Genomic DNA, 26,391 nt, shown 5'->3' with positions numbered 1-26,391 from the left:
GACGAAAGCCCGCGCGGCTGAAATTGAAGGAGACCTTACACTTTGCCAAAAGCGATTTGATGCACGTCATCACCACCCAAAAAGAACTCGAGACCGCTCTCGCCACGTTCGAAAAGTCGGATTTCGTCACCGTCGACACCGAATTCATTCGCGAGACGACCTTTTGGCCGATTCTCTGCCTGATCCAGATGGCAGCACCCGGGGTGACAGCGCTGATCGATCCGCTGTCACCCGATATCAACCTGAAGCCGTTCTTCAGGCTGATGGCCAACGAGGCGGTCGTCAAAGTCTTCCATGCGGCACGCCAGGACATCGAAATCATCGTTCATCTCGGCGATCTGGTGCCGCATCCGGTGTTCGACACCCAGGTGGCGGCGATGGTTTGCGGCTTCGGCGACAGCGTCTCCTATGACCAACTCGTCCAGAAGGTCACCGGCGCCCGGCTCGACAAGTCCTCACGTTTCACCGACTGGCGCCACCGGCCGCTTTCCGAAAAACAGCTCGACTACGCGCTTGCCGACGTCACCCATCTGATCGAGGTCTACCAGCACCTCAGCGCCGAGTTGGTGCGGGAAAACCGCGCCCACTGGCTGAACGAGGAGATGGACGTGCTGACCGCCCGCGAAACCTATGATCCGCATCCGGAGGACGCCTGGAAGCGGCTGAAGATGCGGCTGCGCAAGCCGCAGGAGCTGGCGATCGTGCAAGCGGTGGCGGCGTGGCGCGAGCGTGAGGCGCGCGAACGCGACGTGCCGCGCGGCCGAGTGCTCAAGGACGACGCCATCTACGAGGTGGCGCAGCAGGCGCCGCGCGATGCGGCAGCACTCGGCAAGCTGCGCACCACGCCGAAAGGCTGGGAACGCTCGGCGACGGCAACGGCGCTGCTTGGCGCGGTCAACAGCGCGCTTGCCTTGCCCAGGGAAGAGATGCCGAAGCTGCCGAAGAGTTTTCAGCCGCCCGAAGGCTCCAATGCCGCCGCCGAACTGCTGAAAGTGCTGTTGCGGATCGTCGCAGAAAAGGAGGGCGTCGCTTCGAAGGTGCTGGCCTCAAGCGACGACATCGACCGCATCGCCGCCGAGGGCGAGGACGCCGAGGTGCCGGCCTTGCAAGGCTGGCGACGCGCCGTGTTCGGCGAGGCGGCGCTCAAACTGGTGCGCGGCGAGCTCGCCATCAAGTTCGACAAGCGCAAGATCGCGCTGTTCGATTTGTAGCATTCGCCAGACTTTCTCCCCTTGTGGGAGAAGGGCAGTCAGCGCTGTTTCTGAGCGGCCAGGTGGAAAACCGCGATGACGATCACCGGTATCGCCAGAAGCGCGAATTTGATGACGATCAGCGCCGAGGCGAAGGACAGCGAGTCCGGATTGGCCGACAGGAAATCGGAGAGCATGCGGGCCACCGCGATGTTCTGCGCATAATCGGCAAGCGTGTAGGGCAGCACCAGGACGAGCGCGAACAGCGACTGGAGCTGGGCGGACAGAGCCCGGAAGTTCTTCAGCCGTCGCCCGGCGGCAAGGATCAGGCTGACCAATGTCAGCGACAGCAGCGCCGGGAACAGCAGGTCGAAGGTCAGGTAGTGCCAGACCAGGATGATCTCGCTGCCGCGCCGGCCGAGCGCCGTCAGCCAGGCCATGCCCTCGTCCGGGGTGAACCCGGCAACGCGCAAATCGAGTGACGGCAGGCCGCCGCTCAGCTGGCGGAAATAGAGGAACTCCATCGCCGTCATGGCGACGAAAACCGCCACGCAGACAAAGCAAAGCGCGGCAGCGTGGCGCGACAGCCGCAGCATCATTGCCGCAAGGCTTCGTGCGAACTGGTTAGGCTCCGCCGGGGTAATTCGGGCTTTCGCGGGTGATCGTGACGTCATGGGCGTGGCTTTCACGAAGTCCGGCGTTGGATATGCGTACAAAAGTGGCGCGGTCGCGGAAATCGGCAAGGTCGCGTCCGCCGACATAACCCATAGCGGCTTTCAGGCCGCCGGCAAGCTGGTGCAGCACGCCGGACACAGGTCCTTTGTAAGGCACCTGGCCTTCGATGCCTTCCGGCACCAGTTTCAGCGTGTCGCGAACCTCGGCCTGGAAATAGCGGTCGGCGGAGCCACGCGCCATGGCGCCGACCGAGCCCATGCCGCGATAGGCTTTGAACGAGCGGCCCTGGTGCAGATAGACTTCGCCCGGGCTCTCGTCGGTGCCGGCCAGCAGCGACCCGATCATGGCGGCACTGGCGCCGGCGGCGAGCGCCTTGGCGAGATCGCCGGAATATTTGATGCCGCCATCGGCGATGACCGAGACGCCCGATTTCTGCGCTGTCTCGACCGCCGACATGATCGCCGAAAGCTGCGGCATGCCGACGCCGGCGACAATGCGGGTGGTGCAGATGGAACCCGGCCCGATGCCGACCTTGACGGCATCGGCGCCGGCATCGATCAGCGCCAGCGTGCCTTCCGATGTGGCGACGTTACCGGCCAGGATGCGGACCGAATTGGACAGTTTCTTGGCCCGCGTCACCGCATCGAGCACGCGTTGCGAGTGACCATGCGCGGTGTCGATCACCAAAAGGTCGACGCCGGCATCGATGAGCCGCTCGGCGCGCTCAAAACCGTCATCGCCGACGCTGGTGGCGGCCGCCGCGCGCAAGCGCCCCTGCACGTCCTTGGTGGCGTGCGGGTTGAGCTGCGACTTCTCGATGTCCTTGACGGTGATCAATCCGACGCAATTGCCGCCGCTATCGACCACGACCAGCTTTTCGATGCGGTGCTGGTGCAGGAGCCGCTTGGCCTCGTCCTGATCGACGTTCTCCTTGACCGTGATCAGGTTCTCACGGGTCATCAGCTCGTAGACTTTCTGGCCCGGGTCGGAAGCGAAGCGCACGTCCCGGTTGGTCAGGATGCCGACCAGCCGGCCGACCGTGTGCCCGCCCGCGCCGCCATTCTCGACCACCGGAATGCCCGAGATGCTGTAGGTGCGCATCAGCCCCAACGCGTCGGCGAGCGTCGCATCGGGGCCAATGGTGACGGGGTTCACCACCATGCCGGATTCGAATTTCTTGACTTGCCGCACCTGCTCGGCCTGTTCGGCCGGCGAGAAATTGCGGTGGATGACGCCGATGCCGCCGGCCTGGGCCATGGCGATGGCGAGACGCGCCTCGGTGACGGTATCCATGGCGGCGGACAGGATCGGCACGTTAAGGTCGATGTCGCCGGCAATGCGGGTGCGGATATCGGTTTCGCCGGGCATGACCTCGGAATGTCCCGGCTGCAGCAGCACATCGTCAAAGGTCAGCGCCAATGCGCCCGTGGACGTTTCGATAATCTTTGCCATGGCCAGCCCTCGGAATGCATGAAAAGCGCTGGACCGGATGGACAGCGCCGACTCGTCTTCTTCCCTTTCAGGATTGGCGCTGGCTCGTAACACGTCCCGTCGCCGTTGAAAAGCCGATTGCTTATGCACGACAGCGCTGCAAACTCAGCTTAATGCCTTTCGCGGTGACGGATGGCGACCGGCATTCACCGCTGCTCTGCTCTGATTGACTGTTGCCTGGGCAGGCCGGCGGGCAATCGCTTCAGGTTTGCGCCGCCCCTCACCTGCCTGCCGGTGTCCTCTCCCCGTATAGTGACGGGGAGAGGGACGCCTTCGCAAAGGATTTCGCCAATCTTCAGCGTCGCAGAAAGAACGCCGAGGTTCCGGACAGCCCCTTCTCCCCGTCACTATACGGGGAGAAGTGCCCGGCAGGGCGATGAGGGGCGGTGCCGACGTCGAGAATGGCTGATTTGCGCCAGCGACCCGCCGCCGAGGCGTTTTTATTTGGGCGCCATTCTTTGCCGGCTTCGAGCATGCCCGCTGCCAGGTCGCACAAATGTGACAGCAAGTAAGGCGACATCCGACGCAACCCGTGGTAACCGCCCTGCCTGTCGGCTTGCCCCGGTCGGCAACAATCGAATCCGGACGCGCTCCATGAACCGCACCATTCCGCTTATCCTGGCGGTCGCCCTTTTCATGGAAAACATGGATTCGACCGTTATCGCAACGTCGCTGCCGGCGATCGCCGTCGACCTCCAGACCAGCCCGGTGGCGCTCAAGCTGGCGCTGACCGCCTATCTGGTATCGCTGGCGGTGTTCATTCCGATCAGCGGCTGGATGGCCGACCATTTTGGCGCCAAGACCGTGTTTCGCGCCGCGATTGCCGTGTTCATCGTCGGATCGGTCGCTTGCGCGGTGTCGAATTCGCTGCCGGCCTTCGTGGTCTCACGCTTCCTGCAAGGCATTGGCGGCGCCATGATGACGCCAGTGGGACGCTTGGTGCTGGTGCGCGCCACGCCGAAGAGCGAGCTCGTCGCCGCGATGTCGTGGCTGACCGTTCCGGCATTGGTCGGGCCGCTCGTCGGGCCGCCGGTCGGCGGTTTCATCACCACCTATTTCAGCTGGCACTGGATCTTCCTGATCAACGTGCCGATCGGGCTGATCGGCATCTGGCTGGCCACGCGCTTCCTGCCGGAGACCGAAGCGGCGCCGACGCCGCCGCTCGATTTCATCGGCTTCGTGCTGAGCGGGCTGGCGGCATCGGGCATCGTTTTCGGCCTGTCGGTGGTCAGCCTGCCGGCCTTGCCGCCGATTGCCGGCTTCCTCACCGTGGCTGTCGGGCTGGTTTCTGCCGTGCTTTACCTCCTGCATGCGCGCCGCGCCAAAAATCCGCTGCTGGCGCTCGAACTGTTCCGCAACCAGGTGTTCCGCGCCTCGGTCCTCGGCGGCGGGCTGTTCCGCATCGGCATCGGCGCCGTACCCTTCCTTTTGCCGCTGATGTTCCAGATCGGCTTCGGGCTGACGCCGTTCCAGTCGGGAATGATCACCTTCGTGGCGGCGATCGGCGCCATCGGCATGAAATTCGTCACCGCGCTGATCTTCCGGGTCGCCGGCTTCCGCCGCGTGCTGATCTTCGGCTCGCTGATCGCGGCGGCGTCGATTGCCATCAACGGCCTGCTGACGCCCGAGACGCCGTATCTGCTGATCCTCGCCGCCTTGCTCGCCGGCGGGTTCATCCGCTCGATGTTCTTCACCGGCATCAACGCGCTAGCCTATGCCGAGATTTCGACCGCCGACACCAGCAGGGCAACGCCGATCGCCGCAGTGTTCCAGCAACTGTCGATCGCGCTCGGCGTGGCGCTGGCCGGCGGCATTCTGGAAGTGTCGACGACAATCCATGGCGGGGCGCTGACGCTGAGCGACTTCCACATCGCGTTCTTCATTGTCGCAGCGGTGTCGGCCGCTGCATCGCTGTCATTCATGCGGCTAGCGCCCGATGCCGGCAACGCCGTATCGGGACATGGCGGGCTGACGGCGCCGAAGACGCTGGGGGTGTCTGGTCCGCAGGGCGGTTGAGGGCGGGCGGTGCAGAACCTTTTGGTGCCGGCGGGACAGCGCCCCCCTCTGTCCTGCCGGACATCTCCCCCACTTGGGGGGAGATCGGCCCGTCATCCCGGCTTTCGCCAATCGCCTACGCTGAGGAAGAAGGTGCGGCCGACGAAGCTGCCAATCTCCCCCCTCGTGGGGGAGATGTCCGGCAGGACAGAGGGGGGGCAAAGGATCGCTACAGAGCGGCTTTACCCTGCCCCGCTTCCGCCTTTAAAATCCTTCGCCAGCAGATAAAGCTCCACCGACTCATCGCGCGAGGCCGGCGGTTTGACGTGGTGGACCGAGCGGAAATTCTGCTTGAGCCTGGCGAGCAATTCGTTCTCGGCGCCGCCCTGGAAAGTCTTGGCGAGGAAATGGCCGCCCGGCTTCAGCACCGACAGGGCGAAATCGGCGGCCACCTCGCACAGATACATGGTGCGGATGTGATCGGTCCGGCGATGGCCGGTGGTGGGTGCGGCCATGTCGGACAAAACGATGTCCGGTTGGCCACCGAGCGTTTCGGCGAGCTTTTGCGGCGCCTGCGGGTCGAGAAAATCCATCAACAGCACCGGCGCGCCGGGCACCGCGTCCATTTCCAGATAGTCGATGCCGACGACATGCGGGTGTTCGGCCGTCGATTTCGTGCGCGCGGCGGCGACCTGGCACCAGCCGCCGGGTGCCGCGCCAAGGTCGATGACTTTCATGCCGGGCTTGAGCAGATGGTGCTTGTCGTCGATCTCGATCAGCTTGTAGGCCGCGCGCGAGCGGTAGCCGTCGGCCTTGGAGCGTTGGACATAAGGGTCGTTGATGTGGCGCTGCAGCCAGCGGCGCGACGATTCCTTCAGGCCGCTTTTCTTCTTGATCCGCGTTTTCAGCACGCGAATGCCGGCAGAGCCTGGTTTTTCCGGTTTCCTAGTCATTGCCTGACTTCTTGTTTGAGCATGATATTTTCCGAAAACCGGCTACCACTTTTCGCTGACGCGGTCCTGCGGTTCGGGATCATGCATTCTGGTCTGAGCATGATCTTTTCCGAAAACCGGTTGCTACTTTTCGGGATCATGCTCGGCCCCGCCCATTGTTGCGCCAGACGCCGTCGTCGGCCATCAATTCACTCAATATACCCTCGCGCAGGCCGCGGTCGGCGACGCGCAGCCGCTCCGACGGCCACACCGCGCGGATCGCTTCCAGGATGGCGCAGCCGGCCAGCACCAAATCGGCGCGATCGGCGCCGATGCAGGGATTGGCGACGCGCTGCTGAAAATCCCAGCCGACCAGTTTTTCGACCATGCGGTCGACGCTGTCGCGGTCCATCCACAGCCCGTCGACACGGCGGCGGTCGTAGCGATCCAGGTCGAGGTGGACGCCGGCCAGCGTCGTCACCGTGCCCGAGGTGCCGAGCAGGTGGAATTTCGGGCTGGCGAGCACATGGCTCAGCCGGTCGCGCCCGTCGAAGGCGTGCAGGCGCACAGCCACATCCTCGACCATGGCGGCAAAGATCTCACGGGTGACGGCGCGGCCGCCGAAGCGCTCGGCCAGCGAGACGACGCCGACCGGCAGCGACGTCCAGGAGACGATGTGGTTGGCGAGCCTCGGCGAGCGGTGGCCGGTGAGATCGATCAGCGCGATTTCCGAGGAGCCGCCGCCGATATCGAACAGGACGACGCCTTGCGTGTCGCGGTCGACCAGCGAGCCGCAGCCCGACACCGCCAGCCGCGCCTCGGTCTGGCGGTCGATGATCTCGAGTTTCAACCCCGCCTCGCGCTCGACGCGGTCGAGGAACTCGGCGCCGTTGGCGGCCGTGCGGCAGGCTTCGGTGGCGATCAGCCGGGCCTTCCTGATCTTGCGGTTGCGCAATTTGTCACCGCAGATCTTCAGCGCCTCGACCGCACGGTCCATCGCCGGCTGCCCGAGCCGGCCATTGGCGGTGAGGCCCTCGCCCAGCCTGACGATGCGCGAGAAAGCGTCGATGACGCGGAACTGGCCGTGGCGCGTCGGCACCGCCACCAGCAGCCGGCAATTGTTGGTGCCGAGATCGAGTGCCGCAAACACCGGCAGTTCCTGCAGCGGCGGGCGGCGAGCAGCCGGCTCCGGCCGGCCTGGCGCAACCGAAGGCAAGGCCGCGACGATCGCCGCGGGCGGGCGGCTGGCTGGAGCGCTGACAGCAGCCACCGCCACTCCGGCCGCAGCGAGGCGAGCGTCGTCGCGCGCGAAAACCTTGCGGCCGCGCCGACGTTTGCGCCGCTTCCTGGTCTTGGCCTTCTGGCCATTCTGATGCTGGGACGCGTCGCCTGCCTGTCCGTGAGCGGACCAAGGCTGCACCGGGCGGCCATTGTGCCGGCCGGCGGATGGGCTTGCCTGGCCCGAAGGCGGCGGCGAAGCCCTGGACACGCCCACTTCCGGCGCGCAGGCGCCGGTGTCGTGGTCTTCCACTTCAGTTCCTTCCGGCGCCGCGCGAACCGGAGACCGGACGCAGCAGGCGCTTTCATGTGTTCCAAGTTGCCACCAGACTAGCAGCGCCGGGCCGGATCACCAAGAGCGCAGGGGTCGAATTTGTCGGCGGCATTGTCTCGCCGCTCCGCCCGGCCCGATGATGGCGGGACAGAGGGGGGGCGCGAAGGATCGCCAGCCTTTCCTTCTCCCGCAGCAGCGCCTTGCCGGTTGAATAGCCGGCTTCGATAAGGCATTTCTGAAATGGCGGGTATGAAACATTCGAAATCGCGGGCAGTTTTCCTGACGCGAACCGAAAGGGCAACGGGGCTGCAACGCATGATCGTCACGCCATGAACTGGAGGCGTTATTTCTGGCCGGTCGTCGGCGTTGCGGCGGTCGTCTTCTCGTTATGGCTGCTGCTGCACGAGCTGCGCGGCATCTCGCTCGACGACGTCTGGGATGGCATCGTCGCCATCCCTGCCCGCGGCTGGGTGCTCGCCGCGTTGAGCTCGGTCATCGCCTATGCGTCGCTGGCCGGCTACGATCACATCGCGCTCCTGCATATCGGCAAGAAAGTGTCGTGGCTGTTCGTCACCCTGTGCTCCTTCACCACCTACGCGCTGTCGCACAATATCGGCGGTTCGGTAGTTTCAGGCGCGGTGATCCGCTACCGCGCTTACGGAACCAGGGGGCTGACCGGACAGGACGTCGGCATTCTGGTGGCGATCTGCTGGATTACTTTCGTGCTGTCGACGATCCTCGTCTCCGGCCTCGTGCTGGTCTTCGAGCCCAAAATCATCGACCGGTTCTCCGGCATACCGCACCATGGCCCGACCATGGCCGCGGGCGTCGCAATGCTGCTCGTGGTGGCGGCCTATGTCTTCGGCAGCTGGCTGCATCTCAGGCCATTGAAGATCGGAAGGTTCCAGGTCCATTATCCGGCGCTGCCGATCGTCGCTCGGCAATTGCTGATCGGCCCGATCGAGCTGCTGGCGGCGGCGGCGATCATCTTCTTCGCCCTGCCCGAGGCTGGCAATCCCGGATACTTCGTCGTGCTCGGCGTCTTCCTGATGTCGTTCTCGGTCGCCCAGATCTCGCATGCGCCGGGCGGGCTCGGCGTGTTCGAGGTCGTCTTCCTGGCCGGCCTGTCGCATATGGACCCGGTCGGCGTGCTGGCAGCACTGCTGGTGTTCCGGCTGTTCTACCTGATCATCCCGCTGGTGATGGCGCTCGGCGTCGTGCTGTATTTCGAGCACTCGCAGCTCGGGCGAAGGGAGAATTGAGGGGCGGCTTTGAACCACGCCCTTATGAAACGTGCCGATTGAAATGCCTTCGGCAGGCTTGACTATTTTCCGACGGCGGCTACAAGGCACGCGCGGCGCCATCGTCGCCCTGCCCGCGCGGTTTTCTTCAACCGCGCCTGCTGGGGAATAGGTTAACGGTAGACCCACGGACTCTGACTCCGTTAGTCCTGGTTCGAATCCAGGTTCCCCAGCCAACAGTTTCGGTAACTAAATCAGTCCCTTATGCAGAACAAATCGCGACCGAAACCTGTTGCATGGGTTTTCCTGCCCTGTGGCGCGCAAACCCTTGCATTCCGGGCATGTCCCGCCCCGTCCCTTTCTGTCCGTGCAACACGATTGCAACACGGATCAGCCAATTTGTTCCCGCCATGTTCCTATAGAGAGCGCGCCTTCGCCGGTGCCATTGCGGTGCCGAGCCTATTCCAGTCCGGGATACATCATCCCGATGAACTCACGTCCAAAATGAATACTGGCTACGAGGATTGGCTAGGCGAGATCGGCGCTACCGGTCCTTTCATACCGCCCAAACTATCGTCCGAGGACCGTCTAGTAGGTGACAATATCTTGCCAGGATCGGACCGCAGAGGCAGGCCAGCGGTCGGCATCACGGCTTAGATGACTTCGCCATCAGACAGATGATCTGTTTTGCGTCTAGGAGGTGCGTCGGGTCCGCTGTCGACGGCTCCAAAAGCGCGAACGTTGCGCAACTGGACACTTCCGGGAGACAGCGGACTCAAACTGGGGCCAAGAGGGAACAAGGCCCTTTATGATCCCTATGCGGGGATCATTGTGATAACACCGGGCGGGTAACAAACGACCCGCACCTTATCGCCGATACTCTCTCGGCCAGCGCCTTTGCCTTGTCCTTGGTGGTCAGCACCGTGCGCCAATGCGGTTTTCGAACACGCTTACGATGTAGGAGGTTGTCGTCGCCGGCATCTGCGGCGGAACTTTCCTTTTGATGGATGCGGCGCAAAAGATTTTGGGATCGAGCGAGAATGCGCCGGCTCTCCTCCATGACGGATCGCATCTCCGCAATCGTGGCCCGCGTGGCATCAACCTGCAAACCGCGACCTCTCTACGTACACGTTATCGATTTGCCACGGGTTCATTGCCGTAACTCACTGCGACTAGCGTTTTCGAGTTAGAAATCGGGCTTCCCGCATAAGTGACGGCCAGTCGGACCCGAGAAGAGCGATAAGCTCGCGAGCCTGCTCTTCGGTTATATTCGCCTCTTTAACCAAGCGCTGAACGATAGAGTCGTCAGGGGTCCCGCTGGGTGTTCTGTCCCTATCGTCAGCCATCGGAAAAAATCCTTAGGTAGCATAACGCGACCATTTGGACTGAGTTCCTCCACAATGACTTCCGCGATCACGGGATTACTCGGATCTCCCCAAGCTCGGTAGTATCAAGGCGGCGGACCCCAATCCGCTAGGCCGGCGCCCGACAAGGCAATCTACCCCAAAGCCCCCCAAGTGGCGCCGGCCACTTTCAGCCCCCTCGTTCGAAAGTTGACTTCCAGTCGCGATTGCGCGCCCGATGCTGGCCTTCGTAGTCAGGAATGCATGTGATGTACACCTGCCGTCGATCACGACCGGCAGCCTCGCAGTTTGAGCAGACAAAGAGCCCGACCAGGTCGTCATGCATCGAACCGTGGTCACGGCCGAGCCTGTCAATCAGCGCCTGGATGTCGAGCTTCGTCGATTTGCAGCACATCGGGTGCGCACAATTGACATAGATGGTCTCGCGGGCGGCCAGGGTGTCGGCGGGGGTCTTTTTGGGCGTGGCGATCTCCGTTGAGGCTCGCCGCAACGGGGGAGGAATATAATCCTGAAAACGAGGGCGTCGGCAATAGGGGACGCCCACTCTTTGACATTGGGTTGATATTAGCTCAGGGGCCCCATTTCTTTCGGCCGGACTCTTTGCAACCTTCTCGCTATCGAGTGCGGCAACGGCGCGGCGTCTTGAAGCATCCGCTTCATCGGCTCGTTGCGTTTTTCGTCAGTGTGAGCACGATAATGGAACGTCCAAAATCCGTATCGGAGATGATCGAGCGCTACGACAGCGATTTTTACGAGCCGATCGGGCGCTTGATAATGCAGTTTGGATTTCTGGAATTCCAGCTGTCCGCGCTTCGCGCCGACCAACCGAAGCAGCGGAAAGCGAACAACTTGAATAACAAAATCACTCTGTATGGTCAGATCATCGACCAACACACCACCGAACCGAATGACCTTGCCGAGCGCGGTCGCCTCGTCCAGCAGATGCGCGAACTCAACACGTTCGCAATCGTGTCGTTCACGGTCCGTGGAGCGTATACCTCGGAGAAAAGAAGGCTTGGCAGAAACTCTCAGTCAACCGGCAAAATGCAACACACCAATTCTTTGAGGTGACTGCCGATGTAATTCGGGGCGGCTGCTAGCGACCTCGCGAAAATCCAGGTAGAGGCGTCTCACTTTGCCTTTGGCTTTCTAGTACCGAAAAAGGCATAGCAACGAGCGTGGCAGGCGACAAAAGACTAACGGCTGGGTAGCTCTGGCTACTTGCGCACGATCCATTCCAGCAAGTCAGGATCGACGTCATCGCTCCCGGTAAAGTCGCTGATCAAAAGCGCGGCAACCGACCGCCATTTGTCTTCAGGGATATTCTCTTCGATCACGGTTTTTATGAAGGCGCTGCGCAGGATATCGCAGTCAAAAACCGATAGCTGGGCGTCTGCCTGGGCTTTCGCCATCTCAGCCCTCCTGCCTCTAGGGCGGAAGCACTGCCAGCTCCCAAGCGTCCGCGATGCCTCTATTCGGTACGGACGACGTTGGGATTGTACGCTTTATTGCCTCGCTCAATCTGGCGCGGCCTTCAATCCTCTTCCCGGAAATCCGGAGGACACGCCCACACCCCGCCGGTTGGGCCCGACGGTCGGTTGCCTACTCCGCAGCGGCTGTCGGGCCGCCCCTGTCACAGTTCGGGCAATCAACGTGGGCCGAGAGAGAACCAACAACCCCGCAACCGGGATCAAGGCAAGCGCCACGGGCCGCCTGCGAAGGACGAAGCAGAGCATTTCGAGTTCTGGCCCGTGTGTGGCCAAACGTTCGACAAGCGAAACCTTGGCGAGGTGCTGCATCATTATCTTCCCGACCATGAGCCGTTGAAGCTCGATGGATAGGTGAGTTGGCTTTCGCATACGGCTGGGGTCATCCAGAATTGTTGGCGGTCCCGACCAGGCGGTGCCGGAATCGATTGCGGATGCGCTCGTTGAAGAAGCGGCCCTTGGCGAATGCGGCTCGGCACTCGGCGAAGGTCTCCGGCGGCACATCCTCAAACAGGTAGCATTTGCCGCTCAGCATATCGCCCTGCAATTCGGTCGGGTTCATAAGAGCACCCTCAATAATGGCCTGCTGGCTTAGTCTTATCTAAAGGTGTCTTCTCTGCGTCGTAGCGCTGGGGCAATCGGACCAACAACGAAGGCACGGGCTTGTCCTCATCCGGCGATACGGCGCCTTGTTGGCAACCCGAACCATTGTCCCCAGATCGCGTTCCTCCAGAAAAGAGAAAAGCCCGCCGCACCCTTTCGGCACGGCGGGCTGTCCTCCCAGTCGCTTACGTCATTCGATGATCTTGATGATCTTGCGTGTGCCTGGGTCAACGAGAACGGTCCGGTTGTCGACGACAACGGTGCGGTATTTGGTGTTGGGGACTTCATGAAGTTCGACCGTCTCGGGCAGGGTTGAGCCGATATTGAGCTCCACTCCAGGGATTTTCACCGATGCGAGCGGCTGCTTTTTCACGTATTCCCTGATGACCGTCTCCTGTTCAGGCTCGATGACTACGTCCTGAGCGGCAGCAGCACCGAGGCCCGCCAGCAGCAGAAATCCCGCGGCTGCAGTGGAAAGATGCATTCTCATAAGTGCCTCCTTTGTGTAGCTCTGTTCCGCTGAACGCGTCTTCGCGCCAGACTTAACAAACCCCAGCCAGCTGCATTTGTTCCCCAAAAGTCCCTCAAGGCTGATGCGCGACAGGACCTAGGTCTCGCCTGTTTTGGCATAATAGGCCGGACATAGCGCCACCCGGAGCCGCCGCTGCGCATAGCCGTTGATCCCTGCAAGTTCACGGGAAGGAGCCCATGGAAAATAGTGTCCACCAAGCTCGCTGGTTACTCGCTCCGGTCTTCGCAGTTTCGACCACATTCCTTGCGATTGGAATAATCGTTAGTTAGGGATCGTTCTAGGAACGATTGGACTTGACGATTGGACGGAGCGACGAACTGAGATCTGCGCAGCTAAGTCCCTTCCTGCGCTGATAAAGGAGCACCCGCCACTCCTCGATTCGGCGGGTGGTCCGTGCGGCTGACCAAGTCCGCTCAGGAGGCCTGTCAGCGGTTTAGGTCGCGAGGCAGCATCACCTCACAGCAGGTCTTCGGCAACCCCGTCGAATTTCCTGAGGCCTATGCTTGGAGGCTTTCGCTTAAGAAGCCCCTGTTCACTTGCGGCCGCCTTGAAGGCATCGAACGCGGCTTGTTGGGTGCAGTGTCCAGCCAGGCATTCCTCAATCATTCGAATTGCTTCAAGTCGGGATGGCTTGTCCATGAATGGCCATGGTTGCTGAAGCGCCGTCTCAGCATCGGGGATCGACGCAACCAGCATCGATCTGTCATTCAGGTAGATTGTAATCGGAATAAACGCCGGCATCTTTGTCGCTCACCAGGATTGAAGGCGGCTAAACGCGAAGACAAGGCAGTGGTTGCATCGTTGTGAATTCAGAGCGCCGCTTTCCGATACGGGGGGACGATGGCGGACGAAGACGATGACTATGAACCGGTCCAAGCGAGAATTATCGGCATCGACCACCCTCTGAACGCGACGATGATCCTGCGGCGTGTGTTTCCAGCCCTTCGTGATGGCTTCCGCCCTCACCGCGCCCTTGGCGATCGCCTGCTGAAATGCGATGTCTTTCGAAGCTCCAAGCGCGGCAAACGTCTCGCGCAGTCCAATCGTGTCGGCGCGGAGCTTCAAAAGGCTGTCGAAATATCGGCTAATGATCCGCGCCACCAGGTTGGTAGGGATTGGTTTACCATCTCGAATCGCAGCTGTGATCGTGCGGTCGAAACGTTTGTCGCGTCGCTTCCGATTCAGATAGGCCCGCAACTGGTCGGGCTCGCCGGAAAGCAGTTCATCGCGGGCTCGGGCAACATAGTCGCTCTGAACTGTGGTGAGCCCGATCACCCTACCTTCTCCGCGGCCAGTTACCCTGTTGACGCGGCCTACTACCTCCAATGCGGCCCTCGTTGGATTGGCGCCACGGGCAAGGCCCTTAGAAAAAGCGGCACGGATCGCAACTTGTTGATCAGCAACAATGTTGGTGACCAGTTGCGCCGAGTGCTCGCGCAACCAGGTCTCAGCCATAAGATTGCGCGCATCCCAACGAAGAACGACCTGAAGGCCGCTCGGATCGCGCAGCGCCGGCATCTGTTCGACCGTGGCGACACCGCCGCCGTTGTAGGCCTGCCGGATGGCTTCTTCCAGCGGCCGAAACGCGGCCTCGTCGAGGTTCATGGCTACAATGGCGCCGTTGACGTCGCCGCGCTCCAAGCGCTCCACCACACGGCGCAGAACGATGTTGGAGCGGATGTCGTCGACGCCTCGATAAACGCGGTCCGCAGCATCGGCTCATAGGTCGAGACAAGCTGTTCGAAACGATCACGGGGGGATAGGCGTTTGAGCATTCGTTCCGGACCTTAAAAGGAGACTGGTATGGATGTCTTGGCCCATCATTCGACGGAGCTTGTGGTGCTTCGCATCGCACTCATGGCAATTGCATCAATGGTTGCTGAGCAATCGGATGACCCAGATCGGGCATTGGCTGACATGGAAGAGCAGGCACTGTCCACGTTCGATCATATGGAGATCGATTTTTCCGGTTTCGAAGGGGACATCGCTGTTGCCAAGTCTCACATGCGGTCGTCGCTGGCGTCGCTCTTTTCTGGGATATCGCTCGGCGGCTAACCCGCCACGAAAGCGATATACGCGACCGACGTCCCGGCCGGCGGGACCGGCCGTAGGTCCTTCATGACCAACTCGACGCCGTCGATGACGAGTGTGTCGGTCATGGCGGGGACGATCGAGGGTACTGCGAAAGTGATCTGTTGTCGGTCGCCACAGTGAGGGTGCCGTCGACGTATTTCTGAGACACGCGGCGCATCACCGCATCGGGTGGATAGACCGTCGTCACTGGCTCGCCCGGTATCCATGGCGTCGACGGATCTGGCGGCGCTGTGACCGTGCGGGTTAGCATGACAACGCCCTGCTTGAACTCGCCGAGCATCTCGCTCGCGAACTCCTGATGCATCTCGTCATAAAAACCGGGCCATCAGACGACCAGAATATCGGGCAGGCCATACATCGCGCCGATCAGCGGCGCCAACAGCCCGTCTATGATGGTCGAGACGCATCCGGGGCAAAAATGTTGCCGCTGTCGCCGGGGTCAAAGAACTCCCGCTCGATGCCCTCAATACCTTCAGAGCCGAAGCGGTGTGCTTGCGGACTCTGACGCGCTAAGGCTTTCGTACTCCAGCAGCCATTCTACTTCAGCTTTGATCTCAGCTCGGGTCATGCGGCCTTCCGCTTCTGCGCTTCCCGCGGCCAGTGCTTGGCAGCCGCTGGCGTAATTAGGCGCCACGGACTCCCTCGTGCTTAGCTTCTTGATCAGCCGCCGCTGCTTCCAATTCAAGCCGCGCCAAATGGGCTTTGATCTCCTCAGGCTCGGCGTGCTCCAGCCCGACGACATTGTTCCTCGTTTCCTTCAATGCAACGATGATCTCGTCGAGCTTCGCATGGATGGCAGCGGTGTCGCGGGAACCCTGGATCAGTACGACCCCGGTAATCACTATCGCAGCTACAGAAAGCGCATAGGTGATTACGTTTGTGAGCCCGAAAGGAACCATCGCAGTGCAGGCTATCATCGCGGCGAGCAGCACATAGAAGCCGGGCGGACGGGACAGAAAGTCGGCGATCACAAAGAGAAATCGGTTCATGCGAATCCCCAATAAGCCACATAATCCCGATTGGGGCGGCATTTCGGGTGCTCGTCAATGGCGCAAATCACACAGCTTGATTGCGCCGCCTCGCCTCTTTGCTGGCATCGGCGCTCATTGCGCTTGGCAGCCCAAGAGAAGTCGTCATGTTCCGATGAAAGGATCTTGGCGAACGCGCCGTCGGCGATCCACGAATTCCGGCGGTCCCGTTCCCCCGCATCTTCCGTGATCGTAGCCGAAACACCCCTGATTTCATGATGCAACAGCCTGATTTCGGCGCTTTCCCTATTCTGCGAGGCCCTGCGGGCGAGAATGATCGCGATTTGCTGCAAAGCCCGGTTTTTTCTATCCCGTCCGGTGTTCGGGTGGATGCCCTCCACCTTGAATCACCGGCTGCGGAATGACTTGTCGCCGACCTTGGATCTGGCCCGGGCGAGGACGCTCGGCGTTCCTTCTCGTTGCCAACGGCGAGCAGCCATTCGTTGCAGCGCCTCGAGCTCGCTGATCTCTTGTCCCGACGGCAGGGTGCCGATCCGGTTCCAGAACGCCCTTCGCTCCTACGCTAGCGGGTCTGCCTTGGGGTCGAGCTTGTCGCCCACTTCTTTGCACCACCCGCGCTTCTCGGTGTATGTGTGAACATAGGGCAGCTGCTGGGCCGGCCGGCCCGACATGTTCATGGCTGGCGCGCTCGATCTCGGCCGCGCGGATGAAGCGCTCCGCGATTTCACCGATGTTCATGGCGCGCCTCTTTTTCCTGGCTGTTCTGCTCCTCGCCGCCGTCCGTCCGGTTGATTGTCACCGTGCACGTAATCAGGGTGTTCCAGTCCGGGCCGTGTTCAATGACGTTATGGAGCTCGGAAATTTCTTCCAAAAAGTGCTCGATCGTGATGGGGCCGTTCTGGTGGTCGTAGACGAGAACAGCTTTCCAGCGCTTGTCGCCATGAAGTGATACGACGTTACTCATGCCGAATTTCTCCTGCGGTCATCGAACAAATCCGGCTGGATTGAACAGCAACCCTATCTGCCTAGGCAAGCTCGCCTTCAGCACCATCACGGCGCACATGGCCGCGTCTCGCGTTGCCACGATACTATACTGACGCGACGGTCCTCTCATCTCGGCATACGTGCAGCCGTGCATGGCATACGTGCAGCCGTGCATGCGGGGCCACGAGGTCGATGACATGCCGAGCCGTCACCAGCTTGACCACCGTTGCAAATCTCAGGCGTGGCCCCTGGAGCGGGTTCTGGCTTCGGCGGCTTGGGAAACGGCGCAGACCTTCATGCCCGCACCTTCCTGCGCTCGATCCACCTGCTTACCTTTGACAATGTCGGAGAACGCTTAAAAAGGACGCACACAACGGAACACGAAATCCGCCGCAACCCGGGTGCGTAATTAGTTGTTGCCTTGTCGGTTTTTCTTCGGTTTCGCTACCAATGCAGCAGGAGGAGCGGTTTCAGCCTTAAGTCGTTGCTCTCGCAGCCGAGCAGTCTTTGCATCTCGTGCTGCGCGCTCAATGTCTGTTAATGCCCTTGCAGCATCCGACGTGCGCTCCTGCCTATCGTATTTTTCTTGATGGGTTAAGCCTAGTCTTTCCCGCATTTCCTGTCCTCGATCTGACGGTATGGCGCTCTGTTGGCGACCCGAACGATCGTCGCGAGATCGTGTTCCCCCAGACAACGAAAAAGCCCGCGCCTCTGGCGGAGCGCGGGCCCGATGTTCCGGCAGCCGAGTGCTATTCTTCGAAATGCGGGCCACGTGACACCCACCAGGAACTTAAGTGGGTGTCCCAGCATTGAGGGAGACCTGAAGCCGCCCCCTCCTTTTCAAGGAATTCAAGCATGGCCAAGACAACCAGACAGTCGTCGGGCAAGCCCGCGACGATCCATGATCAAAAGCTCGTGCGGGGGAACGGAGGCGAGCTTCATCAGATCGCCGAAGGCGACAGCGAGATCCTGACGACCGCCCAAGGCGGCCCAGTGGCCGATGACCAGAATACTTTAAGGATTGGCCAGCGCGGACCGTCACTGATCGAAGACTTCCACTTCCGTGAGAAGATTTTTCATTTCGATCACGAGCGCATTCCCGAGCGCGTCGTGCATGCACGCGGCTATGGCGCGCACGGCTTCTTCGAGACCTATGAATCGCTAGCGGCTTACACCCGCGCGGATATCTTCCAGCGTGCCGGCGAGAAGACGCCGGCCTTCGTGCGGTTCTCCACGGTGGCCGGTTCGAAAGGCTCGTTCGACCTGGCGCGGGACGTGCGTGGGTTCGCCGTCAAATTCTACACCAACGAAGGCAATTGGGATCTCGTCGGCAACAACATCCCAGTTTTCTTTATTCAGGACGCAATCAAGTTTCCCGACGTCATTCATTCAGTGAAGCCGGAGCCTGATCGTGCCTTCCCGCAGGCGCAATCGGCACACGACAATTTCTGGGACTTCATCAGCCTGACGCCCGAATCGATGCATATGGTCATGTGGGTCATGTCGGATCGGGCGATACCTCGGTCCTTCCGGTTCATGCAGGGATTCGGCGTTCACACGTTCCGGCTGGTCAATGCGAAGGACGAATCCACCTTCGTCAAATTCATCTGGAAGCCGAAGCTCGGCATGCAGTCGGTCGTTTGGAACGAAGCGGTCAAGATCAACGGCGCTGACCCCGATTTTCATCGACGCGACCTCTGGAATGCCATCCAGTCTGGTGATTTCCCGGAATGGGAGCTCAACCTCCAGCTCTTCGATCAGGACTTCGCGGACAGTTTTGACTTCGACGTTCTGGATCCGACCAAGATCATTCCGGAAGAACTCCTCGCGCCGGTCCCGGTCGGCCGCTTGGTGCTCGATCGTATGCCCGACAATTTCTTCGCCGAGACCGAGCAGGTCGCGTTCATGACGCAGAACGTACCGCCCGGCGTCGACTTTTCCAACGATCCCCTGCTGCAGGGTCGAAACTTCTCCTACCTGGACACGCAACTGAAGCGTCTCGGCAGCCCCAATTTCACCCATATCCCGATCAATGCACCCAAATGCCCGTTCCACCACTTCCAGCAGGATGGCCACATGGCGATGCGCAATCCGGTCGGCCGCGTGAACTACCAGCCGAATTCATTCGGCGAAGGCCCGCGGGAATCGCCGCAGCACGGTTTCCGGTCGTTCGCCGAGGCGGAGGAAGGCCAGAAAGTCCGTTTGCGCGCAGAGAGCTTCGCCGACCATTACAGCCAGGCGCGACAATTCTTCAACAGTCAGACCGCGCCTGAGCAGAAGCATATCGCCATGGCGCTGTCCTTCGAGCTCTCCAAGGTCGAGACAACGGTTATCCGCGAGCGCATGGTGTCGCATCTCCTCAACATTGATGAAGGCTTGGCAGAAACTGTCGCTGACAAGCTTGGCATGAAGCAATTGCCCAAGCCCGCGGATGCGGCGGTCGCGCCGAGGGACGATCTCGAACCATCGCCGGCGCTCAGCATCATCCGGAACGGGCCTGACAGTTTTGCTGGCCGCAAGGTCGGTGTGCTTGTCAGTCCCGGCGCCGATGCAGCGCTGCTGAAGAACCTCCAGGCAGCGATCGAGAAGGAAGGCGCAGTGATGGAGGTCATAGCGCCCAAGGTGGGCGGCGTCGAGGCGGCGGATGGAAGTCTCATCGCTGCAAAGCACATGATCGACGGCGGGCCATCGGTCCTGTTCGACGCAGTAGCGCTGATTCTCTCCGAGGAAGGAGCGGAGCGCCTGACGGGCGAGGCCGCCGCGCGCGATTTCGTTGCCGACGCTTTTGCTCATTGCAAATTCATCGGCTTCACGTCGGGCGCCGTCCCACTGCTGCAGAAGGTCGGCGTCGATCCGGAAGCCGATGAAGGCATGATTGGTCTCGATGATCCCAAGGCGCTTATCGGTTTTATCGAGGGCTGCCGCAAGCTGCGTCTCTGGAGCCGGGAAATGGCCGTCAAATTGTAGCGATGGTGACGGAGTTTCTCATGCAGATCCTTCGAACCGAAGTTACCCAGGCAACCGCCCCGACCGGACAGCCCATCCTGCGCGTGATCTTCTGCGGCGAAGGCGGTGACTGCGTTACCGGCGACCTGGCACGCATTGACGGCGGAAACAACGAGGCCGCTATCAATCGAGCGAAGGCGGTCCTGGTCCAGATCGCGACCTTCGATTTGGCTGTGAACGACTATGGTGCCCGAAGCAATGGGCAATTTTGACGAAGTCGCCGTCACAGCGGAGAATGACGAAAACGGCGGGCTCTACATCTTCGAGTATCGCGACGGCGGACGCGGCCGTCAGGTTCCTCCGTCCAGGATGCCAAGATTAGAGGCTGCGCGGGAGGAAGCAGTTCGATGCGCTATCGATCTTCTGGTCGACCTTCAGCCGGGCACGGACGATCTTTCAGGTTGGCTCGTGCGCCTGCGCGACGAGAACGGCGAACTGCTGTACGCCATCGACGTGCAGGAGGCGCAAGCGGCCCGCCTGACAAGACCATGAACCGGCAACGGCTAAAGGCGGATTGGCAGAGATGCGAGGCTACGGCGCGGCCTCCCGGGCTATGCCCGCGTTCAGATAGTGGCTATGCATCACCCGACCGCGGCCGCGGCTGATCATGGCTGCCCTAGGCCTGGTACACGGTCCGCTTGGTGAGAATTCCCTACATCTTTGCGTTGACATGCAGCGCCTGTTCGCGCCGGGCGGCCCTTGGGCCGTGCCGTGGGCGCAAAACGTGCTGCCGGTCATCGAGGAATTGACCGCAAGACATCCGCAGCAAACGCTGTTCACACGTTTTGTTCCGGCCGCTCGGCCCGGCGAAGGACCGGGCATGTGGGCGCGGTATTATCGGCGTTGGGCCGAGGTCACCCTTGCCAACATCGATGCCGGCCTCGTCGATCTGATGCCTTCTCTGGCGCGGTTCGTGCCGCCGGCAAGAACGCTCGACAAGCATGTCTATTCGCCGTGGACTGAAGGCCGGCTCGACGCGATGCTCAATGGGTCAGGGATCGACACTCTGGTCATTACCGGCGGCGAAACCGATGTCTGCGTGCTTGCCACGGTCCTCGGCGCCATCGACCGTGGTTTTCGCGTCGTCCTTGCGACCGATGCCATCTGCAGTTCGGTCGACCAGACGCATGACGCACTGTTGGAGCTCTACCGCTCTCGCTTCAGCGAGCAAGTCGAGGCGGTGAGGATTGAAGAGGTTCTGGAGAACTGGCGCTAGCCGAAGGCTCCGTGGGAGACAAGATCATGAGAACCATATTTCGGGACAACGGGCTTACGATCGCCCTGGTGGCGATGTTCCTGTTCAGCGCACTCGGTATGATCTGGTCGGGGCATTCTGCCTACAATGAAGAACTTCGCGAGCATGGCTCGGCAGCGATCGGACTGTTGGCTTATTTGAAAAGCGGCGACTTCCTCTCGGCGCTCTTCGAAAACTGGGAAAGCGAATTCCTGCAGATGTCGGCCTATGTGATGCTGACTGCAATGCTGTTCCAGCGCGGTTCTGCCGAGTCTCGTGATCCCGATGATCCCAACCGGCCCGAGGACGAACTTCCGACCGCCACCCGCAGGCGCAACCCGATCCTGTCGTGGCTCTATTCATACTCACTGGGCTTAGCGCTGGCCCTGCTGTTCATCATCTCATTTGCCTTGCATTGGTGGGCGAGCCTGGCGGCCGCGAACGAGGAGGCGCTTCGGCACGGCGGCGAGGTTCAATCCCTGGGAGACTATCTTCTCGATGCCCAGTTATGGTTCGAGTCCTTTCAGAACTGGCAGTCGGAATTCATGTCGACGGCCGTCCTGGTCCTGCTGTCGATTTTCCTACGCCACAAGGGCTCCCCGGAATCAAAGCCAGCCGGCGCGTCAAACTCCGAAACCGGCGCATGAGTCTCCGCGTGCAGGAAACGATCGCTATGCTTCGGCAATCGGGCGGTGCCGGCAACGGTCGCGAAAGTGGTCGTTGAAGAACCGGCCCTTTTACGAAGGCAGCCTCGTAGTCATAACGCGTGCCGCTCGCGACGAACCACACCGAGAGACCCCTTGTCTCCGGATCGTACTCGGTCTTGCGGATTGACGTTGATGGCATGATATCGGCGCTCTATACTAGCGCCATTGGCATGTAGCGGATGATCACCGTGTCCTGCCGGAACCGCCGTTCTAGCTCCGCGCGCCGTTTGCGCCAGTCCGGCAGATCGACATCATCCACCGTCACTTCGAAGATGACGATATCATCTTTGCTGGACTGCTCGCCATCCTGCCACTGACCTTCCGCGGGCGCCTGCAGGTAGGCTGTGACGCCGTCGAAACGGCTGGCCAGGTCTTCCTTCACACGGTCGAAATCTTCCCGGCCAAATGGGCCACCGGTGTTGTCCGCGCGGGGAAGCAGGATCTGGACGAGGTGCATGGCGACTGCTCGCCGAAAGCGGTCACCGATTCCAAAGAACGACTCGTTCCCTTGCCTGGTCGGAGCCGCTTGATCTTCGCGGGCCGGCGAGACAGTCGGCGAGCGATTTGCGCCGCCCGCCTAGCGCATCAGGCCCGCTGCCCGCAGGGCATCCTCGATGATCTTCTTCACGCCGGGCTGGCCCGATTGATGGATGGCAGTCGGCTGCGAGGGCTTCATCTTCGCGTTTTGTATACCTGGCGCCGGTGACTGGGGTAGTTGCCGTTGGCTGGCGGGCACTTGCGGCCTCGATCTCCGGGAGGCGCTTTCCTCCGATGCCGCGATCCCCCAGAACTGCGCGATCTCGCGTGTGGAGGAGATGCCGACATCAAGCATATAAGGTCCCGGAGCACCCACGCCGTTGCCGAGCGGCGTGCCATGGCCCATCCCGGCGATCATGTTGATTTCGATCAAGGCCTCTCCCGCGCCGTTACGCCAAACCTGCTTTGCGTGCGGTCCGGCAACTTCGCGATGCGTCGGCTCTTTCTCAAGCCGGTGGACCCCCCGCCATTGGCCTGCGATCGCTTCCGCGTTGGAAGGCGAAACCGTGTGGTCAGCGGCACCGTGCCAAATCGAAATCCTCGGCCACGGTCCCTGATGATCCGATGCGCCGCGGAGGGCCCGTTGCAGATCCTGTTCCGAAGGACCACCGTGACCGCGCATGCGATCGAAGGCCTCCGGGATTGTCGTTGCGCTGCCGTAGGGCAGGCCGGCAATAAACACACCGCCGGCAAACACTTCCGGATAGGTCGCCAGCATGGCCGCCGCCATTGCGCCTCCGGCCGAGAGGCCGGTGATGAAGATTCGCCTTCGGTCGAGACCGTGGGTGACGACCATCGTCTCGATCATCTGGCGAATCGACAGCGCCTCGCCCGAACCACGCTTGGTGTCGCCAGGCTGGAACCAGTTGAAACAGAGGTTCGGATTGTTGCCGCGTTGCTGTTCGGGAAAGAGCAGCGCGAGGCCAGCCTCGTCGGCGAGTTGGGACCAGCCGGAATGATGGTTATAGCCGGCCGCGTTCTGTGTGCAGCCATGCAGCACGACGACGAGCGGGGCGCGCCTGGATAGGTCATTGGGAATGTAGAACTTCACTCCCAACCCGCCGGGATTGGTACCGAAGTCGGCCAGCGTCCGGAGATGGACTGACGCACCGAAGTCGGCGGGATGTGCGGCATGTCGCGCCCGCAGCGCGGCGAGGCGGGCGATGGTATCGGAGATTTTTCGCAATGGAGCCGTCCCTGTTGTGACGCCCGGAATGGACGGCCATCTGTGCAACGCACGTGCAGCAATATCGTTGCTGCGTTGCACAAAAACAAAGGAGCGCGGCGGGAGATGAAGTCCGGCCGATCCTCTCGGTCGGCCGGGAGTAGACGTCTTCAGCTTCGACTGGCTGTGAGATGGAGCGCGTCTTCTTCGTCGTCGCGCTGCTTGCCGCCTAACGCTGCCGCTGCGCTGGCGATGAACGCGCCGATCATGAGAGAAAGCGCGCCAACCAGCGCGAAGCTGGCGCCGGCTTTTCTAGCTGTGTCGGCTGCTTCCTGTGCTTGGACTTTGGCCGCCTCGACCTGAGCAAGCACCGCATCAACCCGGGCAGTAGCATCCGCTTGCGACAAGCCAGCGCGAGCGGCCACGAGTTGGCCCAGATAAGTCTTGTCGTCGGCCGAGAGTTCGCCGGCCGCCGCACTCGTAATGAGGATGCGGGAGGCTTGTGCGGCTGCTGTCGCATCGCCCTCCGCGCCCGGCGCCGCCAGCCTGGAAGGATCGTTCGGGCGGAACAGCGCATCGACGAAATACGACGCCGCGCCACTGCCTCCGTCGTTCCCGGCGTTTGCGGTCGCCCCTGCCGAGGCACCCATTGCTGCTCCCGAGGCCACTGTCGAGGCCGCCTTGACGCCGGTGCCGATTGCCGCGGACAGCGCCGAACCGAGCACGAACACGACCAGAAGCGTCGCCAGCGCCCAGGCCATGAATCCGTGCGCGGTATCCCGGAAGAACGTCTCGTCCGTGTGAATGCCGACCCATTTGGTGCGAAGGCGCCCGGTCAGGTAACCCCCGAACCCGGATGACAACCATTGCACGATGACCAGCCAGATTGCAGTGGACACAGCGAAGGTGGTGACGCTGGCGCTTTCGTTGGACCATGGAGACACCATCGTGAGCCCGAGGCCGGACCCGAGAAGCATCAGGATGAACGTCAGGGTCGAGGCAGCGAAGGCGCCGGCGATGATCGGTCCCCAGTTGACTGCGGATGACGAGGACTCGACCGGCGCGGCGACGTCGGTCGCCAGGATGGTTGATGCCATGGATTCCTCCTACCGCATGAACAGCGCGAGAAGGATGATGATCGGAATAGGAACTCCGAGCAGCCAGAGTAGAATGCCACGACCCATGATTGCCTCCTATCGAATGACGGATGTTGGAAGTAAAACAGCCACCCCAACACAGCTGGGGTGGCTGGTGTGTGATCAGGCGGCCTTGGCCATTTCGTTGGCCGAGGCGTCCGCCAATCCGGTGAGCGCCTCGTCTGTCATAGACTCTTCGCCGAGCGTCTGTTCGAGCAGCTTGGCGGCGTCGCTCATGCCCAAAACCTCGGCCCAGCGCTTCAGCGTGCCATAGCGGGTGATCTCGTAGTGCTCGACAGCCTGGGCAGCGGAGATCAGACCGGCGTCCAGTGCGGGAGTTCCCTTGAACTCCTCCATAATCTCCTCGCCCTCCTCGACGATGCCGTCGATCGCGGGACACGTCTTGCCCTGTGCCCGCTTGCCAAGGAGCTCGAAAACCTGCTGCAGGCGCTCGACATGACCGTCGGTTTCGTCCTTGTGCTTCTCGAAGGCTGCCTTCAGATCGGCCGATGAGGCGGCGCGCGCCATCTTGGGAAGCGCCTTCAGGATCTTCTTTTCCGCGTAATAGATATCCTTGAGCGTATCGAGGAAGAGATCATCCAATGTCTTTTCTTTCGCCATGGTGGATTTCCTTTTGGTTCCAGCGTTTTTTTGTTGTCGTTCACGGGGTTGTGAAACGCATGCTCAACAAGCGCGCAACGCCGGAAAGGTTCCTTTGAGACGTCTCGCTGCACGTCACTCTGACTCGTGGGATCAACCCCTGGTTTAGTTCACTTCCCGCTCCGCCAGGCATTTCGCTATCGAGGGATGCATGATGCTCTGATACTTGGCGTCTCTATCGGTCGAGCTTCTTGAGAATATTTTGTCGGCGCAGCCATGAACGAGCGCGCCTGACCTTGGGGATGCTGCTCGCCAAAGTCGCCGGCGGCGAGACCAGTCCTTCCACCTAAAAGAATTCTCTGCGAGAACGATGTCTCCCGGCAATCGTGACGCCGCCTGGCCTCCGATCCGGTTGCTCCAGGCGGCCAACAATGCCCCCGGCGAAATAGACGTCCGGTCGTTTTTCGAATTGGCGCGCTGGGGAAGACCAAGGAACACCGACCAGCGGTGATGCCTGCGGGTCAACCGCGCGGTGGGCGCTCGCCGTCGCTTTCGCACAGGTAGTTGTGAATGTCGGTTGCAGCGACCGCTGCGTGCCCGAATGCGATCGCGATCTGGTTGAAAGACACAGGAGGCGAATGGTGCTTCGCTTTGGATAGTGAGGGCGCATCGCCTGGCTGGATCCGGCGACGCCAGTCCTCGTGGCGAGGGATATCTATGAGGAAGCCTGGATGATCAGACCGCCAAGACGACAGGGCGAATACGCGGATCGGGAGAGCCCGGCTTTCAGGCTATCGTCGGTTGCATGCTGGAGCGGCTGGACGCCAAGAGGCACCAGCTCCCAACCGCCCACGCCCAGAATCCCCGCCGGCCGGCC

At 61.4% G+C, this 26,391-nt stretch carries 28 protein-coding genes and 1 tRNA gene; 11 read left to right on the top strand and 18 right to left on the bottom strand.

All coding sequences use genetic code 11. The features are described 5' to 3' along the window. Positions 1 to 59 precede the first annotated feature (59 nt). Positions 60 to 1,211, top strand: coding sequence for a ribonuclease D (rnd, locus tag AC0L3H_RS26415; RefSeq protein WP_473587420.1), 1,152 nt, complete (start codon positions 60 to 62; stop codon positions 1,209 to 1,211). A 38-nt stretch (positions 1,212 to 1,249) separates the two neighbouring features. Here the strand turns inward: rnd and AC0L3H_RS26410 are convergent, their stop codons facing one another. Both AC0L3H_RS26410 and guaB read right to left on the bottom strand, forming a co-directional pair. Continuing rightward, a complete protein-coding gene (locus AC0L3H_RS26410; RefSeq protein WP_473587419.1) occupies positions 1,250 to 1,789 on the bottom strand; it encodes a hypothetical protein in 540 nt (179 codons plus the stop codon). Positions 1,790 to 1,814: 25 nt separating this feature from the next. Continuing rightward, positions 1,815 to 3,317, bottom strand: a complete 1,503-nt coding sequence (guaB, locus tag AC0L3H_RS26405; RefSeq protein WP_091591620.1) for an IMP dehydrogenase — start codon at positions 3,315 to 3,317, stop codon at positions 1,815 to 1,817. Between the two features lie 633 nt (positions 3,318 to 3,950). On the opposite strand from guaB, the gene AC0L3H_RS26400 reads away from it, so the two are divergent. Continuing rightward, positions 3,951 to 5,372 (top strand): MFS transporter, encoded by a 1,422-nt coding sequence (locus AC0L3H_RS26400; protein WP_473587418.1) that lies wholly within the window; start codon positions 3,951 to 3,953, stop codon positions 5,370 to 5,372. A 221-nt stretch (positions 5,373 to 5,593) separates the two neighbouring features. Here the strand turns inward: AC0L3H_RS26400 and AC0L3H_RS26395 are convergent, their stop codons facing one another. Both AC0L3H_RS26395 and AC0L3H_RS26390 read right to left on the bottom strand, forming a co-directional pair. Beyond that, entirely contained in the window at positions 5,594 to 6,304 is a 711-nt protein-coding gene (locus AC0L3H_RS26395) for an RlmE family RNA methyltransferase (protein ID WP_023798443.1), read from the bottom strand. A 136-nt stretch (positions 6,305 to 6,440) separates the two neighbouring features. Beyond that, positions 6,441 to 7,814, bottom strand: a complete 1,374-nt coding sequence (locus tag AC0L3H_RS26390; RefSeq protein WP_473587417.1) for a Ppx/GppA phosphatase family protein — start codon at positions 7,812 to 7,814, stop codon at positions 6,441 to 6,443. A gap of 350 nt (positions 7,815 to 8,164) precedes the next feature. Here AC0L3H_RS26390 and AC0L3H_RS26385 point away from each other — a divergent pair, with 350 nt between their 5' ends. Both AC0L3H_RS26385 and AC0L3H_RS26380 read left to right on the top strand, forming a co-directional pair. Then, complete coding sequence (locus AC0L3H_RS26385) at positions 8,165 to 9,097, top strand: lysylphosphatidylglycerol synthase domain-containing protein (RefSeq protein WP_473587416.1); 933 nt, start codon at positions 8,165 to 8,167, stop codon at positions 9,095 to 9,097. A 141-nt stretch (positions 9,098 to 9,238) separates the two neighbouring features. After that, positions 9,239 to 9,312: transfer RNA gene (locus tag AC0L3H_RS26380), tRNA-Gln, on the top strand. A 590-nt stretch (positions 9,313 to 9,902) separates the two neighbouring features. On the opposite strand, the gene AC0L3H_RS26375 is transcribed toward AC0L3H_RS26380, so the two are convergent. Continuing rightward, positions 9,903 to 10,136, bottom strand: a complete 234-nt coding sequence (locus tag AC0L3H_RS26375) for a hypothetical protein (RefSeq protein WP_473587415.1) — start codon at positions 10,134 to 10,136, stop codon at positions 9,903 to 9,905. Positions 10,137 to 11,136: 1,000 nt separating this feature from the next. Between AC0L3H_RS26375 and AC0L3H_RS26370 the strand changes: the two genes are divergently transcribed. Further along, positions 11,137 to 11,511, top strand: a complete 375-nt coding sequence (locus tag AC0L3H_RS26370; protein WP_473493527.1) for a hypothetical protein — start codon at positions 11,137 to 11,139, stop codon at positions 11,509 to 11,511. Between the two features lie 146 nt (positions 11,512 to 11,657). Here the strand turns inward: AC0L3H_RS26370 and AC0L3H_RS26365 are convergent, their stop codons facing one another. From AC0L3H_RS26365 to AC0L3H_RS26345, 5 genes are all read right to left on the bottom strand, one after another. Then, a complete protein-coding gene (locus AC0L3H_RS26365) occupies positions 11,658 to 11,852 on the bottom strand; it encodes a hypothetical protein (RefSeq protein WP_473587414.1) in 195 nt (64 codons plus the stop codon). 457 nt (positions 11,853 to 12,309) lie between these two features. Continuing rightward, positions 12,310 to 12,489 (bottom strand): KTSC domain-containing protein, encoded by a 180-nt coding sequence (locus tag AC0L3H_RS26360; RefSeq protein ID WP_473587413.1) that lies wholly within the window; start codon positions 12,487 to 12,489, stop codon positions 12,310 to 12,312. Between the two features lie 231 nt (positions 12,490 to 12,720). Then, positions 12,721 to 13,020, bottom strand: coding sequence for a DUF1236 domain-containing protein (locus AC0L3H_RS26355; protein ID WP_473493525.1), 300 nt, complete (start codon positions 13,018 to 13,020; stop codon positions 12,721 to 12,723). 498 nt (positions 13,021 to 13,518) lie between these two features. Then, positions 13,519 to 13,803: a DUF982 domain-containing protein gene (locus AC0L3H_RS26350; protein ID WP_473587412.1), complete on the bottom strand. Its 285-nt coding sequence runs from the start codon at positions 13,801 to 13,803 to the stop codon at positions 13,519 to 13,521. Between the two features lie 9 nt (positions 13,804 to 13,812). Then, the gene (locus AC0L3H_RS26345) at positions 13,813 to 14,703 is read right to left on the bottom strand and encodes a head morphogenesis protein (protein WP_473587411.1); all 891 of its coding nucleotides are present in this window, start codon (positions 14,701 to 14,703) and stop codon (positions 13,813 to 13,815) included. 162 nt (positions 14,704 to 14,865) lie between these two features. Between AC0L3H_RS26345 and AC0L3H_RS26340 the strand changes: the two genes are divergently transcribed. Further along, complete coding sequence (locus AC0L3H_RS26340; RefSeq protein WP_091591642.1) at positions 14,866 to 15,117, top strand: hypothetical protein; 252 nt, start codon at positions 14,866 to 14,868, stop codon at positions 15,115 to 15,117. A 100-nt stretch (positions 15,118 to 15,217) separates the two neighbouring features. On the opposite strand, the gene AC0L3H_RS26335 is transcribed toward AC0L3H_RS26340, so the two are convergent. From AC0L3H_RS26335 to AC0L3H_RS26320, 4 genes are all read right to left on the bottom strand, one after another. After that, positions 15,218 to 15,460: a hypothetical protein gene (locus AC0L3H_RS26335; RefSeq protein ID WP_473587410.1), complete on the bottom strand. Its 243-nt coding sequence runs from the start codon at positions 15,458 to 15,460 to the stop codon at positions 15,218 to 15,220. 319 nt (positions 15,461 to 15,779) lie between these two features. Then, entirely contained in the window at positions 15,780 to 16,145 is a 366-nt protein-coding gene (locus AC0L3H_RS26330) for a low affinity iron permease family protein (RefSeq protein WP_473586184.1), read from the bottom strand. Then, positions 16,142 to 16,525 carry a hypothetical protein gene (locus AC0L3H_RS26325; RefSeq protein ID WP_473587409.1) on the bottom strand — a complete coding sequence of 128 codons (384 nt, stop codon included), beginning with the start codon at positions 16,523 to 16,525 and terminating at the stop codon, positions 16,142 to 16,144. Before AC0L3H_RS26325 ends, AC0L3H_RS26330 begins: the two co-directional genes overlap by 4 nt. Positions 16,526 to 16,869: 344 nt before the next feature. Continuing rightward, positions 16,870 to 17,109, bottom strand: coding sequence for a hypothetical protein (locus AC0L3H_RS26320; protein WP_023803165.1), 240 nt, complete (start codon positions 17,107 to 17,109; stop codon positions 16,870 to 16,872). An 875-nt stretch (positions 17,110 to 17,984) separates the two neighbouring features. Here AC0L3H_RS26320 and katE point away from each other — a divergent pair. The 5 genes from katE to AC0L3H_RS26295 all read left to right on the top strand — a co-directional run bounded on the left by katE (position 17,985) and on the right by AC0L3H_RS26295 (position 22,016). Then, complete coding sequence (gene katE, locus AC0L3H_RS26315; protein WP_473587408.1) at positions 17,985 to 20,096, top strand: catalase; 2,112 nt, start codon at positions 17,985 to 17,987, stop codon at positions 20,094 to 20,096. Between the two features lie 20 nt (positions 20,097 to 20,116). Further along, positions 20,117 to 20,347: a hypothetical protein gene (locus AC0L3H_RS26310; protein WP_473587407.1), complete on the top strand. Its 231-nt coding sequence runs from the start codon at positions 20,117 to 20,119 to the stop codon at positions 20,345 to 20,347. Then, a complete protein-coding gene (locus AC0L3H_RS26305; RefSeq protein WP_473587406.1) occupies positions 20,334 to 20,627 on the top strand; it encodes a DUF6894 family protein in 294 nt (97 codons plus the stop codon). Before AC0L3H_RS26310 ends, AC0L3H_RS26305 begins: the two co-directional genes overlap by 14 nt. A gap of 115 nt (positions 20,628 to 20,742) precedes the next feature. Continuing rightward, complete coding sequence (locus AC0L3H_RS26300) at positions 20,743 to 21,351, top strand: cysteine hydrolase family protein (protein ID WP_473587405.1); 609 nt, start codon at positions 20,743 to 20,745, stop codon at positions 21,349 to 21,351. 26 nt (positions 21,352 to 21,377) lie between these two features. Then, positions 21,378 to 22,016 carry a DUF6766 family protein gene (locus AC0L3H_RS26295; RefSeq protein WP_095521282.1) on the top strand — a complete coding sequence of 213 codons (639 nt, stop codon included), beginning with the start codon at positions 21,378 to 21,380 and terminating at the stop codon, positions 22,014 to 22,016. A 211-nt stretch (positions 22,017 to 22,227) separates the two neighbouring features. Here AC0L3H_RS26295 and AC0L3H_RS26290 read toward each other — a convergent pair whose 3' ends face one another. The 4 genes from AC0L3H_RS26290 to AC0L3H_RS26275 form a co-directional block, all read right to left on the bottom strand. After that, on the bottom strand, positions 22,228 to 22,533 hold the full coding sequence (locus AC0L3H_RS26290) for a hypothetical protein (protein ID WP_473587404.1): 306 nt from the start codon (positions 22,531 to 22,533) through the stop codon (positions 22,228 to 22,230). A gap of 120 nt (positions 22,534 to 22,653) precedes the next feature. Then, positions 22,654 to 23,799 (bottom strand): extracellular catalytic domain type 1 short-chain-length polyhydroxyalkanoate depolymerase, encoded by a 1,146-nt coding sequence (locus AC0L3H_RS26285; protein WP_473587403.1) that lies wholly within the window; start codon positions 23,797 to 23,799, stop codon positions 22,654 to 22,656. 149 nt (positions 23,800 to 23,948) lie between these two features. Then, positions 23,949 to 24,875: a hypothetical protein gene (locus tag AC0L3H_RS26280; RefSeq protein ID WP_473587402.1), complete on the bottom strand. Its 927-nt coding sequence runs from the start codon at positions 24,873 to 24,875 to the stop codon at positions 23,949 to 23,951. Between the two features lie 162 nt (positions 24,876 to 25,037). Continuing rightward, a complete protein-coding gene (locus AC0L3H_RS26275; protein ID WP_473493506.1) occupies positions 25,038 to 25,535 on the bottom strand; it encodes a YciE/YciF ferroxidase family protein in 498 nt (165 codons plus the stop codon). Positions 25,536 to 26,391: the final 856 nt, after the last annotated feature.

Source organism: Mesorhizobium sp. WSM4816 (assembly GCF_055811535.1).
This window is presented reverse-complemented; position numbering and strand designations above follow the sequence as displayed.

Bases quoted from the DNA above. Each gene is read 5' to 3' on its own strand.
- AC0L3H_RS26350 (WP_473587412.1), bottom strand. From the start codon at position 13,803: ATGCCGGCGTTTATTCCGATTACAATCTACCTGAATGACAGATCGATG.
- rnd (WP_473587420.1), top strand. From the start codon at position 60: ATGCACGTCATCACCACCCAAAAAGAACTCGAGACCGCTCTCGCCACG.
- AC0L3H_RS26395 (WP_023798443.1), bottom strand. From the start codon at position 6,304: ATGACTAGGAAACCGGAAAAACCAGGCTCTGCCGGCATTCGCGTGCTG.
- AC0L3H_RS26290 (WP_473587404.1), bottom strand. From the start codon at position 22,533: ATGCACCTCGTCCAGATCCTGCTTCCCCGCGCGGACAACACCGGTGGC.
- AC0L3H_RS26330 (WP_473586184.1), bottom strand. From the start codon at position 16,145: ATGAACCGATTTCTCTTTGTGATCGCCGACTTTCTGTCCCGTCCGCCC.
- AC0L3H_RS26335 (WP_473587410.1), bottom strand. From the start codon at position 15,460: ATGCATCAGGAGTTCGCGAGCGAGATGCTCGGCGAGTTCAAGCAGGGC.
- AC0L3H_RS26355 (WP_473493525.1), bottom strand. From the start codon at position 13,020: ATGAGAATGCATCTTTCCACTGCAGCCGCGGGATTTCTGCTGCTGGCG.
- AC0L3H_RS26365 (WP_473587414.1), bottom strand. From the start codon at position 11,852: ATGGCGAAAGCCCAGGCAGACGCCCAGCTATCGGTTTTTGACTGCGAT.
- AC0L3H_RS26280 (WP_473587402.1), bottom strand. From the start codon at position 24,875: ATGGCATCAACCATCCTGGCGACCGACGTCGCCGCGCCGGTCGAGTCC.
- AC0L3H_RS26375 (WP_473587415.1), bottom strand. From the start codon at position 10,136: ATGGAGGAGAGCCGGCGCATTCTCGCTCGATCCCAAAATCTTTTGCGC.
- AC0L3H_RS26385 (WP_473587416.1), top strand. From the start codon at position 8,165: ATGAACTGGAGGCGTTATTTCTGGCCGGTCGTCGGCGTTGCGGCGGTC.
- AC0L3H_RS26305 (WP_473587406.1), top strand. From the start codon at position 20,334: ATGGGCAATTTTGACGAAGTCGCCGTCACAGCGGAGAATGACGAAAAC.
- AC0L3H_RS26360 (WP_473587413.1), bottom strand. From the start codon at position 12,489: ATGAACCCGACCGAATTGCAGGGCGATATGCTGAGCGGCAAATGCTAC.
- AC0L3H_RS26370 (WP_473493527.1), top strand. From the start codon at position 11,137: ATGGAACGTCCAAAATCCGTATCGGAGATGATCGAGCGCTACGACAGC.
- katE (WP_473587408.1), top strand. From the start codon at position 17,985: ATGGCCAAGACAACCAGACAGTCGTCGGGCAAGCCCGCGACGATCCAT.
- AC0L3H_RS26320 (WP_023803165.1), bottom strand. From the start codon at position 17,109: ATGAGTAACGTCGTATCACTTCATGGCGACAAGCGCTGGAAAGCTGTT.
- AC0L3H_RS26300 (WP_473587405.1), top strand. From the start codon at position 20,743: ATGGCTGCCCTAGGCCTGGTACACGGTCCGCTTGGTGAGAATTCCCTA.
- AC0L3H_RS26400 (WP_473587418.1), top strand. From the start codon at position 3,951: ATGAACCGCACCATTCCGCTTATCCTGGCGGTCGCCCTTTTCATGGAA.
- AC0L3H_RS26275 (WP_473493506.1), bottom strand. From the start codon at position 25,535: ATGGCGAAAGAAAAGACATTGGATGATCTCTTCCTCGATACGCTCAAG.
- AC0L3H_RS26340 (WP_091591642.1), top strand. From the start codon at position 14,866: ATGGATGTCTTGGCCCATCATTCGACGGAGCTTGTGGTGCTTCGCATC.
- AC0L3H_RS26410 (WP_473587419.1), bottom strand. From the start codon at position 1,789: ATGATGCTGCGGCTGTCGCGCCACGCTGCCGCGCTTTGCTTTGTCTGC.
- AC0L3H_RS26310 (WP_473587407.1), top strand. From the start codon at position 20,117: ATGCAGATCCTTCGAACCGAAGTTACCCAGGCAACCGCCCCGACCGGA.
- guaB (WP_091591620.1), bottom strand. From the start codon at position 3,317: ATGGCAAAGATTATCGAAACGTCCACGGGCGCATTGGCGCTGACCTTT.
- AC0L3H_RS26295 (WP_095521282.1), top strand. From the start codon at position 21,378: ATGAGAACCATATTTCGGGACAACGGGCTTACGATCGCCCTGGTGGCG.